Origin of the sequence: Veillonella sp. VA137, from assembly GCF_003992015.1 — a bacterium.
Classification (GTDB): domain Bacteria; phylum Bacillota; class Negativicutes; order Veillonellales; family Veillonellaceae; genus F0422.
Map to the genome: position 1 here is coordinate 20,481 of NZ_RQVK01000015.1, position 16,920 is coordinate 37,400.

Genomic DNA, 16,920 nt, shown 5'->3' on the forward strand with positions numbered 1-16,920 from the left:
CTAACATTAAGGAAAGGATGTGGATGATTGAAAACCATATTAAGTAAGGTGTCACAATTGCTAGTCACATTAATTGGGGTTACATTTTTGACATTTTGCTTGACCTACATTGCTCCTGGGGATCCAGCTTTGATGGTATTGGAAGCAGGGGACACCATTGTGTCACAGGAAATGATTGATGCTACACGAAAAGAAATGGGCTTAGATCGTCCATTCATGGAACAGTATGTGCGCTGGGTAGCAGGTGCCGTACAAGGTGATTTGGGAACCTCCTATTCAGGGAAAAAACCAGTGACCGACAAATTATTAGAAGGCTTGGGCGGAACAGCCTTATTAGCAGTGTCTGCCTTTACGCTAAATGTTCTTATTTCTATACCCATGGGGATTTATTCGGCGGTAAAAGCGAATAAACTGCCAGACTTTATCATTCGATTCTTTTCTTTTGTGAATGTGTCAATGCCAAGCTTCTGGTTAGGTATGCTTTTACTGTACATCTTCGGATTGAAATTACATTGGGTACCGATTGCTACGTCTGCGATTAGCTTTAAAGCTTTAATTTTGCCAGCGATTACATTATCTTTTGTAATGGCAGCTAAATTCACACGTCAAGTACGGACTGTGATTATTGAGGAGTTGCATCAAGACTATGTGATGGGGGCTCGTGCCCGTGGCATGAGTGAATCTCAAATTTTATGGAAACATGTCTTACCAAATGCTTTATTACCATTGATTACGGTTATGGGTATAGGTATTGGTTGGCTCTTGGCAGGGGCTGCGGTGATTGAAATCGTATTCTCTTGGCCAGGGATGGGGAAAATGGCGGTCTATGCCATTGCCATGCGCGATTATCCACTCATTGAGGGCTTTGTATTGTGGGTGGCCCTTATCTATACAGCCATCAATTTCTTGGTAGACCTGTCCTACTCTATTTTGGATCCACGATTGAAAGCGAGGGGATAAGATGAAAGAATTTATTTTGCAACACAAGCGCTTTTCTTTCTACTCCCTCTTAGTGGCTATTGTAGTAGGAATTGCTATATTTGCTCCCTATATCACACCACATGATGCCTTTCATGCAGATATGTCAAAAGCTTTCTTAAAGCCCTCTGCAGACCATCTGATGGGCACTGATAAATTGGGGCGTGACACGTTCTCCCGTATCATTTACGGTACACAAACTTCCTTGTCCATGACTATCATCCTTGTTATCTTAACGGCCACTGTTGGTACAGTGATAGGGATTTTCTCCGGTTTCTTTGGAGGTAAAGTAGAACTCGTATTGATGCGCTTTACGGACATTATGCTATCCTTCCCAGGGGTGGTATTGGCCATTGCCATTGCCGGGATCTTGGGTGGTAGTGCCATCAATGCGATCTTAGCTCTTGTTGTGGTGAGCTGGGCGAAATACGCACGATTGATTCGATCTGCGGTAATCAAACTTCGCCATAACGACTTTATTGCGGCAGCTAGAGTGAATGGTACGAAACAATTAACCATTTTATGGCGCCACATTTTACCGAATGTATTGCCTTTGGTTATCATTACAGGGGCAATGGATATCGGGTCTATGATGATGGAAATTGCGGGACTTTCATTCTTGGGATTTGGGGCACAGCCTCCGACGCCAGAATGGGGCTTAATGCTCAATGAGAACCGTCAATATATTTTATCGTCACCAGAATTGATGTTATATCCAGGGATGGCCATTTTCATTGTGGTTACTATCTTCAATTTATGGGGCGATTCGCTACGGGATATCTTAGACCCACGTAGTACAGATTCACATTAATGTGTTAGTAGTCAGTTTTGTAGAAAGGAACTTAACATGAAACAAAGTTGGAAAAAATGGCTTCGTAATGCTACATTTGGTGTTATGGCAGTAGCGGCATTAGGTGTGATTGCAGGTTGCGGTAGCGACAATGCGGCACCAGCTGACAAAAGTGTAGTAAAATTTGGTGTTACAAACTTCGCAGATACATTGGAGCCAACACAAAATTACTTCGGTTGGGTAGTTATGCGTTACGGTATTGGCGAAACATTAGCTAAATTCGACGAAAAAATGAACACACAACCTTGGTTGGCGGAAAGCTGGTCTGTATCTGCAGATAAATTGACTTGGACTTTCAAAATTAGCGATAAAGCGAAATTCTCTAATGGTAATAAAGTAACTGCTGAAGCGGTAAAAGAATCCATTGAACGTGCTTTCGAGAAAAATAAACGTGCCGCTACATTCTTCAAATACACAGATATCAAAGCAGAAGGTCAAAATTTGATCATTACTACTGATAAACCGTATCCAAATGTACCTGGTTTCTTGGCTGACCCATTATTCATCATTGTAGATGTGTCTGCTGAAAAAGCTGGCCGTGACTTCGCTAAAGAAGGTCCTATCGGTACTGGTCCGTACAAAGTGAAATCTTTCACTAAAGAAAAAGCAGTTGTAGAAGCTAACGAAAATTACTGGGATGGGGAAGTTCCATTCAAAACTGTAGAAATTCCATCTATCGATGATCCTACAACTCGTGCGTTGGCATTACAAAATGGTGACGTAGACTTCGCAGTTAATATCGGTGCGGGTGACCTTGAAACTATGCGTAATGACAGCAAATTCAAAGTAGATGAAATTGCTTCCTTGCGTACTGTATTAGCTCGTATTAACCAAAAAGGCGTATTAGGTGACGAAAAAGTTCGTGCTGCCTTCATCAGCGGTACGGATCGTAAATCCTACAACGAAGTATTGTTAAAAGGTACTTTCATTCCTGGTAAAGCGCCAATTCCACCAAGCTTGGATTATGGTTTCGATGGTTTGAAAGACCCTAATGCATACAATCCTGATCGTTCCAAACAATTGTTGGCAGAAGCTGGCTGGAAAGATACTGATGGAGACGGTTACGTAGATAAAGACGGTAAAAACTTAGAAGTGCGCTTCGTAGTATACAACAGCCGTCAAGAACTTCCAATCTATGCAGAAGCTGTTCAATCCGACATGAAAAAAATCGGTATCAAAGTGAATATCGAGTCTGTGGACTATAACTTAATCGATAAAATGGGTATCGATGGCGATTATGACTTATTGATCTCCAACATTGTAACAGCGAATACTGGTGACCCAGAAATCTTCTTGAAATGGTACTGGAAAACTAACTTGAATGGTGAAAACCCTCAAAATGGTTCTGGTTACAGCAATCCTAAATTCGATGCAATCATGGATCAATTAGCAGTTGAGTTCGACAAATCTAAACGTCAAAGCTTAATTATCGAAGCACAACAAATCTTATTGAATGATGGTGCGGCATTGTTCTTAGGTTACCCTAAAACAAATATCGTCAATAATAAATGGTTAACAAATGTAGTGATGTATCCAACAGACTACTACTGGTTGACTAAAGATATTAAACCAGCAAAATAATCCTTTGCAGATGTCCGCAACAATCGGGAGGCAGGTTTGCCTCCCCTTGTTGTATGTAGCAGTCGCTTTCAGTAGCATTGTTAAGAAATATACAGAAGGGATATATATGTTACTTAGTATTAAAAATTTAGCAGTTACCTATGGAAATAACCCGAATCCTACGATTGCAGGGGTTAACCTAGACCTAGCAGAAGGGGAGATTGTTTCTATTGTAGGGGAGTCCGGCAGTGGTAAGACTACGGTCATCCGTGCACTGTTAGGTGTATTGCCAAATACAGGTCGTGTTTCTGAAGGGAGTATTACCTTTGATGGACAAGACTTATTAGGGCTTTCCACAAAGGATTGGTTGGATTTGCGAGGCAATCACATTGCTATGATCTTCCAAGATAGCGGCAATATGATGAATCCTATCCAAACAATCGGGAAGCAATTTGTAGAGTTCATTCAATTACATAGCACTATGTCTAAACAAGAGGCAGAGGCAAAAGCTATCGAAATGTTGGCGCTCACCAATTTGCCACATCCTGAAGCAATCATGAAGTCTTATCCCTTTGAACTCAGTGGCGGTATGCGTCAACGGGTAGGGATTGCCATGGCTATTACATTCTCTCCTAAACTATTGCTAGGTGATGAACCGACATCGGCCCTAGATGTAACGACGCAAGCACAAATTGTAGAAGAATTATTGCGTATCAATCGTGAAAATAAAACATCGATGATTATCGTAACTCATAATATCGGTGTGGCGGCTCACATGTCTGACAAAATTGTGGTTATGAAGCAAGGGGCTGTGGTGGAATATGGAACGGCTGAGGAAGTGATTCGTAATCCACAAGCGGAGTATACGAAACAATTACTCAATGCAGTGCCAGAAAACGGAGGGAAACGCTATGTCTGATATTATTATGCAAATTCAAGATATTGTGAAAGAATTCCCTCTCGCAGACGGTTCTACTTTGCGTGCTTGTAATGGAATCTCCATCGATGTAGAACGGGGAGAAACCTTAGCTATCGTAGGCGAGTCTGGGTGCGGTAAATCTACCTTGGTGAAGACTATTATGAATATGCATGCACCTACATCTGGGTCTGTTATTTTCCGAGGTAAAGATATTACGAAGTTGACAGGTGAAGAAAAACGCCAAAATTATCGTCATATTCAAATGGTATTTCAAGATCCAACAGCCGCTTTCAATCCGAAGATGAAAGTACGTGATATCATCTGTGAACCATTGCGTAATTTTGGATTAATCAATAAAGCAGATGTAGATGCGAAAGCTAAAGAATTATTGAAAATGGTAGACTTACCGGAAGATTTTGCAGACCGTTATCCGAATAATATGAGTGGCGGACAACGACAACGTGTGGCTATTGCTAGAGCCTTAGCATTAGAACCAGAAATTATCGTTTGCGATGAAGCCACGAGTGCTCTAGATGTATCTGTACAAGATACAATCATCGAGCTATTGGTACGGTTACAAAAAGAAAAAGGCATTACCTACCTATTTATTTGCCATGATTTGGCATTAGTCCATTTATTCTGCCACAAAGTTGTGGTCATGTATAAAGGGGAAGTGGTAGAACGCCTGAATGGAGATGCCTTAGCAGAGGCGAAGCATCCGTATACAAAACAATTATTAAGTGCGGTTTATAATTTAGATCGGTAATCTATGGCTAACATTATTTTTCTTTAGATGAATAGATTGTTTTGTAATATAACATAAATTGTATGAATAAGATATATTTGTGTTACATGAACGGCCTTTGATACAATGAATGTATCAAATGGTGTATGAAAATGTTTCAAGAGGAACACCTAGGTGTTCCTCTTTTTTGTGAGGGTAAGATGGAAGAACGATTGACCTACAAAGACTATTTAAAAGTGACAATTCCATTTATGATTTCTACTGTGACCCAACCTCTCTTAGGGGCGGTGAATACTGGGATTATGGGGCATATGGATAATGCTATGTACATTGCTGCCGTAGCATTAGGAGTTATCTTGTTTAATAATATGTATTGGCTCTTTGGATTTCTGCGGGTGGCTACTACGGTGTTTTCCGCACAGGCTTTGGGAGAACAATCGAAGGAAAGTACATCACTCAGTTTCTTTCGACCTCTTATCATTGCCTTATTCATCAGCGCAGCCTTTATCATCGGCTATCCTTGGATATTTGATTACTATGCAAGTTTTATGCATCCCGACCCAGAGGTGATCGCTTTGATGGCAGATTATACAGATATTTTAATCTGGGGAGCTCCTTTCGTATTGGTCAATTATGTTACGTTAGGTTGGCTTATGGGGCAGATGATGATTCGCGCCACTATGATTATGCAAATCTCCATGAACGTGCTAAATATTGCTTTGTCCTTCCTTTTCGTATTTGGCTTTGACTTTGGAGTAAAAGGGGTGGCTTGGGCATCTTTGATTTCCCAAATCTATGCGTTCTTAGTAGGCCTAGGTGCTATGTACTTAGTTCGTGAACGGTTAGACCTAACGGCCCATATATGGAATGCCTTAAAACGGGTGAAACCATTCCTATCTATTATGAAAGTTAACACAGACCTGATGCTTCGTACCTTTTGCTTGCTCACAATTAATAATTTGTTTGCCAAGGCAGGCAGTGCCATGGGTAGTGATGTATTAGCTACAAATGCAGTCATTTTAGAGATTATCTTCATCATGGCATACTTCACAGATGGACAGGCTAATGGAGTTAGCGTATTTACTGGAAAAGCTTTTGGTAAGCGTGACTTGGTGCTTTGGAAAGATACGTTGAAGATTTCCCTGCAATGCTTAGCGGTATTTGTGGTCATTGTAGAAATCGTGCTGGGATTATTCCGTAATGATGTTATTATGGTTATGACCTCAGTACCAGAGATTTACACGATGGCCTTGGAATATTCCCATTATCTATTGCTCTATCCTATCTGTGCGGCAGTAGGATTATTATTATATGGTATGTACAATGGCATCGGTCAGACTGCATCTATCCGGAATATGATGTTCATTGCAGTGGTCTTCTTTGTAGGCATGCAAGAATTGCTCATCCCTCCATTCGGTAATGACGGCGTGTGGATGACCTATGTGCTCACGTACCTATTAGAATCTATCATTTTAGTGTTGTTCTTGCCGTTGGCAAAAAAACGGTTTTCCTTAGCGGTCTAATATGTTTCTAATGAAAATTGCTGTTTTACAAAATAGCGTAATCAATAGTAGATGGATGTTTTACATTCTAGTCGGCACAGCAATATGCCATAAAGAATATCTTAATGATAATTAAAAACATATACAGTTGATGTTATATAATAACAAGGCGCTACCGATGAGCGAGTATGCTCAAGGTAGCGCCTTGTTGTATGTACGGAATTATTCGTGTTGATGTTCTAAAATCAATGGTTCTGTAATATGGTAAAAGTATCGTGACATATCTTCGATGGAGTATTGGCGATCATTTTCTAACCACCAAAGTACCATTTCTACAAAAGATCCGGCAATGTGATTAGAAATAAAATCGTGAGGGATGTTATTGTGAGGACAAGTTTGATTGTTTAAGAAATGACTTTGGATGAGTTCTTTTAAACTATTCTTGAAATGACGAAGGAAGAGCTCGTTACTTTCACAGGAAAGAAGACCTAAAATATTGTTATCGTTGTCCTCTAAATGCTGCAAGATATGGAGGAAGATGGCTTCCTTGATGTGACTATTTTTATATAAGCCATGAGCATGAGAGAAGTCTGATGCGGTGTCGATAATATGAGAGAATAATTCTAGACATAGAGCCTCTAACAGGTCCTCTTTTGTTTCAAAGTGTGCATAAAATGTACTACGGCCAATGAGGGCTTCATCGATAATATCTTGTACGATGATAGCATTATAATTTTTATGTTCTAAGAGCCTTACAAAGGCGTCGAAAATCGCTTTTCTAGTTTTCACTTGTCGTTTGTCCATAGGTCCTCCTTACTATTATGAATCAGACAAAATGAGATACTTGTTCAATATAGGATACTTTTCTATATATGTTTCGTAAATAACAAAACAGAAAAAGTGATTCTTGTAAAATCTCTCAATTTCACTATACTAATAGTATATCATAAGTGACAAAGTGTTTCATATCTTTGTTGTTATGAAAGATAGTTTAGATTTTTAACTGAGAGCATCTACTACAAAGACTGGGTGCAGTGATGACTTTCAGCCATATAAGGTAAGAGATTAGAGAGGATGTGTTCTTATGTTAGAACGAATTGATGCGATTATGAGCAGTACTACTGCAACCGTAATTACAGGAGCCATGTTTTTAGCCGTTGCACTACAGACAAAGGTTGATGTGTCTAGTTGGATTCATACATCTTGGACTGCGATTTTGACATACCACGCCGGCTTATAGTTGTAACATGAATTTTCTTGTGGTATACTAATCTTATAATTGAATAAATTCGATATAATACATCGATTCGATGAAAGGAGTATACTATGAAAGAAATTTTAGGCTTCCATTTACATCATTGTCCATATTGCGCTAACGCATTCCGCGCTATCGAAGAATTGCAAGCAGAAAACCCTGCGTTCAAAGAAATCAAAATTAACTGGGTAGAAGATCAAGATGCTGTAGAATTGTTCAAAACACATCCATATGAATACTATCCAAATTTGTGGTTCGATTTGGACAAACAATATGAAGCACAACCTGGTGAAAGCTACGAACAAACAAAATCTTTAATCAAAGCAGTGTTTGAGAAAGCGATTCAATAATCGATTTTACTTTCATTAAAAATACTATATAATAAAAGCAGATGCTATGATGCATCTGCTTTTTCTTGATGTAATCGCAGATGTTAAAGTCTTGCGTGAGGAGGATATATGTTAAATTTTGTGGCCTTAGATTTTGAAACGGCTAATGAAAGTAAGAATAGTGCTATTTCCTTAGCGGTGGTGACTGTGGAAGATGGAAGGATCACAAAACGTGGCTATAGTTTAATCAAGCCACCAGTGATGCAGTTCAACCAAGAGTTCATTGGTATCCATGGTATCCAACCGGAAGAAGTGTTGAATAAGCCTACTTTTGACCAATTGTGGCCGGCTATTTATAACAATCATTTAAAAGGAAAACTATTGGTGGCTCACAATGCGAAATTTGATATCGATGTGTTGCGTGCTACATTGGACCATTACAATATTGAATGGCCGGATTTGGAATATACTTGCACCGTCCGCATCACACGAAAAGTGTGGCCTGATTTGGTGAATCATAAGTTGAATACTTTGGGCGGATTTTTAGGCATCAAATTTAACCATCACAACGCGCTGGACGACTCTGAAGTATGTGCTAAAGTAGCCATTGCAGCAGCGAAAGAAAAAGGTGTAGATTCCATGCGGGGCTTATTACACTTAATCAATATGAAACCAGACTCCTTCATCACCGATGAACGACGGGCCCAAATGGAAGTTAAACAAAGCGGCACACAAGATACTTTCTTCTAGTGAGCGATAATATCTACTAGGGCTTTTATAGGTAAGAGGAGTTTATATAGTTGTTAATGGATACCAGTGTTTCATAGGGGTATTCAAGAGCAGGAATACTCCATATAGCTATTACATTTAGTCATGCTAGCAGTAGTATATGTTTGCGTATGTATAAAGAATGAAAAGAATAGTAAAAATAGTAAGAAATAAAAGTATTTTGTATAGCATGTAGAAGAGGCTTATAGGCATCGAAACGATGAATGTCTATTTAGATAAGGAAAATAGACCAGCCCTAAGCACTACTTACCTTCGGGAGAACAGATACCAGCAGATACACTACATTAACCCATACCCCTCCCTAATAAGCCACCATATGATTGACTCATAATTTGGGGTGTTAGAGAAGTTTTGCTAAGTGTTCACACGCCAAAATAAATAAAAAACAATGCCATATTCCCCTGAACGAACATTCAGAATGCAGTGAGAGAAGGGGGATGTGGCATTGTTTTGTATCATAGGATATCAAAACAAGTGGAAAAACATGTAAAAGATTAAATTATGAGTAAATCATATAACTTATATTCAGAATGCAGTGAGAGAAGGGGGATGTGGCGCCGGTTTTGTATCTCATAAGAGAAAAATTGTGATAAAAATCATGCTGCTCATCAGATTATGAGTAAATCATATAACTTATTATTTAATTAAGTATTGAAAAAAATGTTAAAATATGAAAGAATAGAACTATATAAAAAATTATCTTTATTTATTAACATGATATAGCTATAGATTGGAGGTATTCCATGTCGGAATTACGATGGAATCCTTTATTGCGGACTTGGACAATGGTCGCTTCAAATCGTAAAGCACGCCCAACGATGCCAAAGGATTGGTGCCCATTCTGCCCAGGTATTAACAAAAAAGTCCCAGCAGATTATGATGTGTTGAAGTATGATAACGACTTTCCAGCCTTAACGCAAACGCCAGAGGCTCCTTATGAAGATGGTAATGACTTTTACAAAAGCCAAGAAAACTATGGAAAATGTGAAGTTATCTTATATTCTCCGGAGCATACTGCTAAATTTTACGAATTATCCGAAGATCATATTGTTAAATTACTAAATCTTATTAAAGAGCGTCATAGTGAATTAGCAAAAGATGAAAAAATTAAATACATCTACCCTTTTGAAAATAAAGGCGAAGCAGTAGGTGTGACAATGCCACATCCACATGGTCAATTATATGGCTATTCTTTTGTACCACAAAAATTACAAGTAGAGCTGGACAGTGCTAAAGACCATCATCATGAACATGGTGAATGCTTATTCTGTAAAATGAATCAAGTTGAGAAAGAAAAAGATGCTCGTATTGTGGGAGAAAATGACTCTTTCTTGGCCTATATTCCGTTTTTTACAGATTATCCATATGGTGTATTTGTGGTGCCAAAACGTCACATGAATTACATTACAGATTGCACGGAACAAGAAACCAAAGATTTAGCGCATATGTTAAAAACATTAACAGAAGCCTTTGATCGTTTATTTGATATGCCATTCCCATATATGATGGTATATCATCAAAATCCTGTAAATAGCCCTGAATATGCAGGACATGAAGAATATTATCACTTTAATATTCAATTCTATCCTCCTTTCAGAGAAGCAAATAAAATCAAATACTATGCATCCTCTGAAATGGGAGCATGGGCAGCAGCGAATACGAGTGCTGTAGAAGAAACAGCACCGGAATTACGCAAACTATATAGTGAGGTTGAACAAGAAAATGAATAAAGAAGAATTACAGCAGCGTTTTCTGTCCTTCTTTGGCGAAGGTTCAGGAGATGTGCATTGTTATTTTGCTCCAGGTCGTGTCAATGTGATTGGTGAGCATCAAGACTATAATGGTGGTCATGTATTCCCAGCGGCACTTAAAGTAGGCATTTATGGAGCCATCCGTTTACGTGAAGATAGCAAGGTACGTCTACACTCTGATAATATGGAAAAGACAGTAGTGGTTGATGTAAATGAACCTTTCCAATATAATATTGAACACGATTGGGCTAATTATCCATTAGGTGTGATCCAATTCTTAAAAGATAAAGGGCACACAGTGCCAGGTATGGATATTTATTTTAATGGTAATTTGCCAGCTGGTGCAGGGCTGTCCTCTTCTGCATGTATGCTAGATTTAACTGGCTATATGCTGCTTTCAGAGTTGGGTCTAACTCCAATTGATCGCACGGAACTGGCAAAAATGGCTATGCATGTAGAATACCATTTCGTAGGTGTAAAAGTAGGCATTATGGATATGTATGCTATCGCACATGGTAAAGAAGGCCATGGTGTCTTGTTAGATTGCACAAAAATGGAGCGAAAACTGGTTCCATTAAATTGGCATGGACATACCCTTGTCATCATGAATACAAATAAACAAAGAGGTCTTGTAGACTCCAAATTTAACGAGCGTAAAGGTCAGTGCGATGCGGCTCATGAAATTATCCGCAAGCATAAGGATATCTCTGGCTTGGCATTGGCTACATTGGATGATTTGGAATTTATTTCTGATGATGTGTTACTGCGTAGAGCTCGCCATGTCATCACTGAAAATTTACGTGTATTAGATTTCATGAAAGCTTTGGAAGCGGCTGACTTAACAGGCATTGCGCATTGCTTGAATGAATCTCACAGATCCTTACAGGTTGATTTTGAAGTAACAGGTAAAGAATTAGATACGATTGTTGATTTAGCACGATCTCAAGAAGGCTGTATTGCATCTCGTATGACCGGTGCAGGTTTCGGTGGTTGTGCCATTGCCCTTGTAAAAGATGAGCATATTGAGGCTTTTATGAGAGCTATTCCAGAAGAGTACGAGAAACAAATAGGTGTTACCCCTAGTCTATATATTGCTGATATTGGTGATGGGGTGTATTCGCTGTAAAGGAGATAGAATCATGATAAAGCCACAAATAAGCAATGATGAAATTATTTTGAATTACATCAGGCGTCATGGCCCCGTATCGAAGGCATTGATCGCAAGACAAACCAAAATAACGCCTCCCACAGTGACTAATATTTGTACGAATTTAATTCGGAAAGGATTGGTCTACGAAGATCGTCAAGAACGATCTGCATTGGGACGCCCATCAATGTTATTAGACTTTAATCATGATATTGAAACCTATCTTATCGTTCATGTAAGAACTCATGCCATTGTGTTTTATGTGGCTACGGTAGGACGGCAAATCCTACATCAAGAAGAAACATCGATTATTGGCTGCAGTGCTGATGAAATTATGCAGCATATGTACCGAGGCATACAGGATATCTTTAAACAAGAGTATAAGATAAAAAGTATAGGGCTGATTTTACGTGGCCCTGTAGATTCAGGAAAAGGAATTTCCATTTATTCTCCAAATGGGAAGTGGAATAATATTCCTTTCAAATATATCTTAGAAGAACGATTCCATGTGCCTGTCTATGTAGAAAATGATGTCCGTTGTTTATCGACGGGTGAATATTATTATGGTAGTGGTAAAGAAATGGATAATCTCATAGTCCTTAAATTCAGTTATGGACTAGGGATATCTCTAATTTATCACGGTGAACTCTATCGCGGATTCAACGATAGTGCTGGTGAGATTGGATATGGTGTGATTCGATTAGATGAAGCGGGCAATGAAGTGCGCTTGGAAGACATCGCATCGGAAACATCGATCCACACGTATGTATTGGAACAAATGGAAAAAGGCCGATATACGTCGGTACAAGATAACCCATTGGTTGTGAGCAAAGCATTTCGTGTAGAGCCTATTTATGAGGCCGCAGTAGAAGGTGATGAAGTGTGTTTAGAGGCTCTTTCACGAGTAGGGCATTATTTAGGAATTGCTTTAGCCAATATAGCGAACTTATTTAATCCAGAGCGGATTATTTTGAGCAGTGCTATGGGTAATGCAGTAGGAGTAATGGACCCTATTTTACGAGGTGTATTAGAACGCAATTCATACAAAGCACATACGATTAATTTAGAATATTCCGGCAATGGCTCTTATTATACATTGTTAGGTATGATTGATATTGTCAGTGCAAAACGAGCTGAAGAAGCTTGGTTACGGTAGGTACCACGACTAGATACACTAGTCTTATAGGTATATAGGATATCTAAAAGGAGGATATTATTATGAAACGATCTTGGAAAGCAGCGATGCTTGCATCTGCAGCAGTAGGTGCACTTGTGTTAGGTGGTTGCGGAAGCGATCAAGGAGCAAGCGGTGACAAACCTCAAATTGGGGTTGCTATTTACAAATTTGATGACACTTTCATGAGTGGCGTTCGTGCAGAAATTGATAAAGCTGCCAAAGACAAAGCTAAAGTGGATATCGTAGATAGCCAAAACTCTCAACCAACACAAAACGAAAAGATTGACTTATTCATCAATAAGAAGTACAAAGCAATCGGCGTTAACGTAGTAGACCGCACAGCAGCAGGCGTTATCATTGATAAAGCAAAAGCAGCTAACATTCCGTTGGTATTCTTGAACCGTGAACCATTAAAAGAAGATATGGCGAAATGGGATAAAGTATACTATGTAGGTGCGAAAGCTGAACAAAGTGGTGAAATGCAAGGTAAAATCTTAGCAGATTACTTCAAAAAACATCCTGAAGCATACCATAGCAATGATGGTGTTATCCACTATGTTATGATCACTGGCGAACCAGGTCACCAAGATGCTGTACTTCGTACACAATACTCTGTAGAATCCCTTAAAAAAGAAGGTATGAAAGTAGAAGAGTTAGCTAGCGATACAGGTATGTGGGACCGCGTTAAAGGTCAAGAAAAAATGGCAGCGTTCTTGAGCCGTTACGGCGACAAAATCGATGCTGTTATCTGTAACAATGACGACATGGCATTAGGTGCTATTGAAGCGTTGAAAGCAGCAGGCTACTTCACAAATGGCAAATACATTCCAGTAGTAGGCGTTGACGCTACAACTCCAGCAGTACAAGCGTTGAAAGACGGCACATTATTGGGTACAGTATTAAACAATGCTAAAAAACAAGGTCAAGCTGTATTTAATCTTTCCTATGTGTTAGCTAAAGGCGAAACACCAAATAAAGACAATACAGGTTTTGAAATTGTTGATGGTAAATATATTTGGGTACCTTACGAAATCGTAACAAAAGAAAATGCGGATAAGATTTTAGGTGACAAATAAGAAAATGCAGTAAGGGGGCATTTTGCCCCCTTTATTATCTGATTAGTAGGAGGAAAATGTATGGGCGAGTACATATTAGAAATGCGCCAAATTACGAAGGAATTTCCTGGCGTAAAGGCCTTGGATAATGTCACTTTCAAAGTCCGACCAGGCACCGTACATGCTCTAATGGGAGAGAATGGCGCGGGGAAGTCTACTCTTATGAAATGCCTGTTCGGTATTTATAAGCCTGATCAAGGGGACGTGGTCATTGATGGCGAAGTAGTAGAAATGACAGATTCCCGAAAAGCTCTTGGAATGGGAATTTCCATGATCCACCAAGAGTTATACCCTGTATTACAGCGTAATGTTATGGAAAATCTATGGTTAGGTCGATTCCCAACCAAAAAAATTGGTCCTTTTACATTTGTGGACCATAAAAAAATGAAAGAAGACACACTAGCCTTGTTTAATGAAATCGATGTAGATATCGATCCAGAACAATTAGCTGGTGATTTATCTGTTTCTAAGCTACAAAATATTGAGATTGCAAAAGCAGTTTCTCACCAATCTAGAATTATTGTTATGGATGAACCTACCTCTTCCCTAACGAGTGATGAAGTAGAACATCTTTTCAAAATCATTAACTCCTTGCGTAAAAAAGGAGTTGCAATTATATATATTTCTCATAAAATGGAAGAAATCCTGCGCATATCTGATGAAGTAACGATTATGCGTGATGGTCAATATATAGGTACTTGGCATGCTGATGAATTAACAACAGATCTTATCATTCAACGAATGGTAGGTCGTGAAATGACACAGTTATTCCCTGAAAAAACAAATACTCCAAGTGAAGAAGTATTACGTGTAGAAAAATTAACATCTATTCATCCACATTCTTTTAAAGATGTAAGCTTCTCTCTTCGTAAAGGTGAAGTCCTTGGTGTAGGTGGTCTAGTAGGGGCGCAGCGAACAGAGGTTATCGAAGCCTTATTCGGTCTTCGTGGCATTGAATCTGGAAAGATTTACTTGCACGATAAAGAAGTGCGTATTCGTCACCCACGGGATGCGAAAAAACTGGGTATGGCATTGCTTACAGAAGAACGCCGTACTACAGGAATTTTCCCAATGCTCACTATTGTAGATAATACAACGATGGCGGCTCTACCAAAATATGAAAACAAGTTTAAACTATTAAATGATGCAAGACGACTAGACGATACAAAAGATGGTGTGGCTTCTTTACGAGTGAAAACACCGTCTACAGAAACGAAAATTCAAAGTCTTTCTGGTGGTAACCAACAAAAGGTATTGATTGCCCGTTGGTTAAATACGAACCCAGAAATCCTACTCTTAGATGAACCGACACGGGGCATCGATGTAGGAGCGAAATATGAAATTTATTCCATTATTAATGAACTGGCTAGTGCTGGTAAAAGTATCATTATGATTTCCTCAGAAATGCCGGAGTTATTGGGTATGAGTGATCGCATTATGGTGATGAGTAATGGATATATGAGCGGTATTTTAGATGCTCATGAAGCGACTGAAGAAAAAATTATGGAACTAGCAACAGCTGGTTTAGTCTAGGAGGTATTGTATGAGCCAAGGTAAGTTAGGAAAGTTTCTTTCCCAAAATATTATCTATTTGGTACTAGTAGTACTAGTAGCGGCTATTTCTATGTATAGCCCGAACTTTTTATCCGTCACAAGTTTTCGTGATATTTTAATTCAATCTTCTCCACGTGTTATTATTGCGTTAGGTTCTGCTATGATTTTGATCACCGCAGGTTGTGACTTGTCCGCAGGGCGTGTAGTAGGCTTGACAGCGGTTGTATCTGCATCTTTAACACAGTTGCCAGATTATCCACGTCCATTCTTTGAACATTTACCAGAATTACCATTGATTCTGCCAATCGTGATTGCTATCGTGGTAGGTGCTATCATCGGTTTAGTGTCTGGTGTGATCGTAGCGTATTTAAAAATCGTACCATTTATTTCCACACTAGGTACCATGGTTATTACCTATGGTATTTGTTCCTTGTACTTTGATATGGAACCAAATAACTCTCAACCGATTGGTGGTTTACGTCCAGAGTTTACACAAATTGGTACAGGCTCTTTAGACCTAGGATTTATGACGATTCCATATATTGTTATTATCGCTGCTGTGATTTCTTTAATCATGTATGTGGTATATAACAAAACAATTCTTGGTAAAAACATGTTTGCTATTGGTGGTAATCCACAAGCAGCTGTAGTATCTGGTATCAACGTAGCAGTAACACTTGTTATTATCTATGTCATTGCTGGCGCTTTGTATGGCGTAGGTGGTATTTTGGAAGCAGCTCGTACTGGTGGTGCTACTAACAACTATGGCAACATGTACGAGTTAGATGCTATCGCAGCATCTGTTGTAGGTGGTGTATCCATCACTGGTGGTATCGGTACTGTACCTGGTATCATAGCAGGTGTGTTGATCTTTACAGTTATTAACTATGGTTTAACATTCGTTGGAATGGGACCATACTGGCAGTTGATTATCAAAGGTTTAATCATTGTTGTAGCGGTTGCCTTCGACGTACGTAAATCCATGGCACGTAAATAATCGAATATTGAATTGATTAGCCCTCGGCTTTCACAGGATTGTGAAAGTCGGGGGTTTTGTGTTACCTTCAAATGTTGAAAGCTTAGATTAAAACTCATTACAGTATCTTGTAATGAGTTTTTGTAATATTTAATATTGTAGGAGATATTTTAAATAGATTCCACAAAATGTATATAATCAAATAAATGTAGATTATTATCCAATTGGAAAAATTATTCGAATTGTATATTATATATTTCGTGAATTTTATAA

Annotated in this window: 16 protein-coding genes; 15 read left to right on the forward strand and 1 reads right to left on the reverse strand. The window is 38.9% G+C overall.

Annotated elements, in window-relative coordinates; all coding sequences use genetic code 11:
• Nucleotides 1–27: 27 nt before the first annotated feature.
• The 6 genes from nikB (at nt 28) to EO116_RS07300 (ending at nt 6,575) form a co-directional block, all read left to right on the forward strand.
• A complete protein-coding gene (gene nikB, locus EO116_RS07275) occupies nt 28–960 on the forward strand; it encodes a nickel ABC transporter permease (RefSeq protein WP_127061556.1) in 933 nt (310 codons plus the stop codon).
• A gap of 1 nt (nt 961) precedes the next feature.
• On the forward strand, nt 962–1,789 hold the full coding sequence (gene nikC, locus EO116_RS07280) for a nickel transporter permease (RefSeq protein WP_127161253.1): 828 nt from the start codon (nt 962–964) through the stop codon (nt 1,787–1,789).
• Between the two features lie 36 nt (nt 1,790–1,825).
• A complete protein-coding gene (locus EO116_RS07285) occupies nt 1,826–3,409 on the forward strand; it encodes an ABC transporter substrate-binding protein (protein WP_206168332.1) in 1,584 nt (527 codons plus the stop codon).
• A 106-nt stretch (nt 3,410–3,515) separates the two neighbouring features.
• Entirely contained in the window at nt 3,516–4,307 is a 792-nt protein-coding gene (locus tag EO116_RS07290) for an ABC transporter ATP-binding protein (protein ID WP_127161254.1), read from the forward strand.
• Complete coding sequence (locus tag EO116_RS07295; RefSeq protein ID WP_127161255.1) at nt 4,300–5,073, forward strand: ABC transporter ATP-binding protein; 774 nt, start codon at nt 4,300–4,302, stop codon at nt 5,071–5,073. Before EO116_RS07290 ends, EO116_RS07295 begins: the two co-directional genes overlap by 8 nt.
• A gap of 125 nt (nt 5,074–5,198) precedes the next feature.
• Nucleotides 5,199–6,575: an MATE family efflux transporter gene (locus tag EO116_RS07300; protein ID WP_240629147.1), complete on the forward strand. Its 1,377-nt coding sequence runs from the start codon at nt 5,199–5,201 to the stop codon at nt 6,573–6,575.
• Between the two features lie 201 nt (nt 6,576–6,776).
• Here EO116_RS07300 and EO116_RS07305 read toward each other — a convergent pair whose 3' ends face one another.
• Nucleotides 6,777–7,358: a TetR/AcrR family transcriptional regulator gene (locus EO116_RS07305; RefSeq protein WP_127161257.1), complete on the reverse strand. Its 582-nt coding sequence runs from the start codon at nt 7,356–7,358 to the stop codon at nt 6,777–6,779.
• A gap of 280 nt (nt 7,359–7,638) precedes the next feature.
• On the opposite strand from EO116_RS07305, the gene EO116_RS08490 reads away from it, so the two are divergent.
• The 9 genes from EO116_RS08490 (at nt 7,639) to mglC (ending at nt 16,668) form a co-directional block, all read left to right on the forward strand.
• Nucleotides 7,639–7,794, forward strand: coding sequence for a hypothetical protein (locus tag EO116_RS08490; RefSeq protein ID WP_164723951.1), 156 nt, complete (start codon nt 7,639–7,641; stop codon nt 7,792–7,794).
• Between the two features lie 86 nt (nt 7,795–7,880).
• Nucleotides 7,881–8,159, forward strand: coding sequence for a hypothetical protein (locus EO116_RS07310; protein ID WP_009353288.1), 279 nt, complete (start codon nt 7,881–7,883; stop codon nt 8,157–8,159).
• A gap of 108 nt (nt 8,160–8,267) precedes the next feature.
• On the forward strand, nt 8,268–8,888 hold the full coding sequence (locus EO116_RS07315; RefSeq protein WP_126938812.1) for a 3'-5' exonuclease: 621 nt from the start codon (nt 8,268–8,270) through the stop codon (nt 8,886–8,888).
• 782 nt (nt 8,889–9,670) lie between these two features.
• A complete protein-coding gene (galT, locus tag EO116_RS07320; RefSeq protein WP_127161258.1) occupies nt 9,671–10,657 on the forward strand; it encodes a galactose-1-phosphate uridylyltransferase in 987 nt (328 codons plus the stop codon).
• The gene (locus tag EO116_RS07325) at nt 10,650–11,804 is read left to right on the forward strand and encodes a galactokinase (protein ID WP_127161259.1); all 1,155 of its coding nucleotides are present in this window, start codon (nt 10,650–10,652) and stop codon (nt 11,802–11,804) included. The genes galT and EO116_RS07325 overlap by 8 nt, the downstream gene beginning before the upstream one ends.
• 13 nt (nt 11,805–11,817) lie before the next feature.
• On the forward strand, nt 11,818–12,981 hold the full coding sequence (locus EO116_RS07330; RefSeq protein WP_240629148.1) for an ROK family transcriptional regulator: 1,164 nt from the start codon (nt 11,818–11,820) through the stop codon (nt 12,979–12,981).
• Nucleotides 12,982–13,043: 62 nt separating this feature from the next.
• Nucleotides 13,044–14,078, forward strand: coding sequence for a galactose ABC transporter substrate-binding protein (locus EO116_RS07335; RefSeq protein ID WP_127161261.1), 1,035 nt, complete (start codon nt 13,044–13,046; stop codon nt 14,076–14,078).
• A 60-nt stretch (nt 14,079–14,138) separates the two neighbouring features.
• Nucleotides 14,139–15,650 carry a sugar ABC transporter ATP-binding protein gene (locus EO116_RS07340; RefSeq protein ID WP_127161262.1) on the forward strand — a complete coding sequence of 504 codons (1,512 nt, stop codon included), beginning with the start codon at nt 14,139–14,141 and terminating at the stop codon, nt 15,648–15,650.
• 10 nt (nt 15,651–15,660) lie between these two features.
• Entirely contained in the window at nt 15,661–16,668 is a 1,008-nt protein-coding gene (gene mglC / locus EO116_RS07345) for a galactose/methyl galactoside ABC transporter permease MglC (protein ID WP_127161263.1), read from the forward strand.
• Nucleotides 16,669–16,920: the final 252 nt, after the last annotated feature.

Coding starts and splice junctions, on each gene's coding strand:
- nikC (WP_127161253.1), top strand. CDS start 962: ATGAAAGAATTTATTTTGCAACACAAGCGCTTTTCTTTCTACTCCCTC.
- EO116_RS07285 (WP_206168332.1), top strand. CDS start 1,826: ATGAAACAAAGTTGGAAAAAATGGCTTCGTAATGCTACATTTGGTGTT.
- EO116_RS07290 (WP_127161254.1), top strand. CDS start 3,516: ATGTTACTTAGTATTAAAAATTTAGCAGTTACCTATGGAAATAACCCG.
- EO116_RS07295 (WP_127161255.1), top strand. CDS start 4,300: ATGTCTGATATTATTATGCAAATTCAAGATATTGTGAAAGAATTCCCT.
- EO116_RS07300 (WP_240629147.1), top strand. CDS start 5,199: ATGAAAATGTTTCAAGAGGAACACCTAGGTGTTCCTCTTTTTTGTGAG.
- EO116_RS07305 (WP_127161257.1), bottom strand. CDS start 7,358: ATGGACAAACGACAAGTGAAAACTAGAAAAGCGATTTTCGACGCCTTT.
- EO116_RS08490 (WP_164723951.1), top strand. CDS start 7,639: ATGTTAGAACGAATTGATGCGATTATGAGCAGTACTACTGCAACCGTA.
- EO116_RS07310 (WP_009353288.1), top strand. CDS start 7,881: ATGAAAGAAATTTTAGGCTTCCATTTACATCATTGTCCATATTGCGCT.
- EO116_RS07315 (WP_126938812.1), top strand. CDS start 8,268: ATGTTAAATTTTGTGGCCTTAGATTTTGAAACGGCTAATGAAAGTAAG.
- galT (WP_127161258.1), top strand. CDS start 9,671: ATGTCGGAATTACGATGGAATCCTTTATTGCGGACTTGGACAATGGTC.
- EO116_RS07325 (WP_127161259.1), top strand. CDS start 10,650: ATGAATAAAGAAGAATTACAGCAGCGTTTTCTGTCCTTCTTTGGCGAA.
- EO116_RS07330 (WP_240629148.1), top strand. CDS start 11,818: ATGATAAAGCCACAAATAAGCAATGATGAAATTATTTTGAATTACATC.
- EO116_RS07335 (WP_127161261.1), top strand. CDS start 13,044: ATGAAACGATCTTGGAAAGCAGCGATGCTTGCATCTGCAGCAGTAGGT.
- EO116_RS07340 (WP_127161262.1), top strand. CDS start 14,139: ATGGGCGAGTACATATTAGAAATGCGCCAAATTACGAAGGAATTTCCT.
- mglC (WP_127161263.1), top strand. CDS start 15,661: ATGAGCCAAGGTAAGTTAGGAAAGTTTCTTTCCCAAAATATTATCTAT.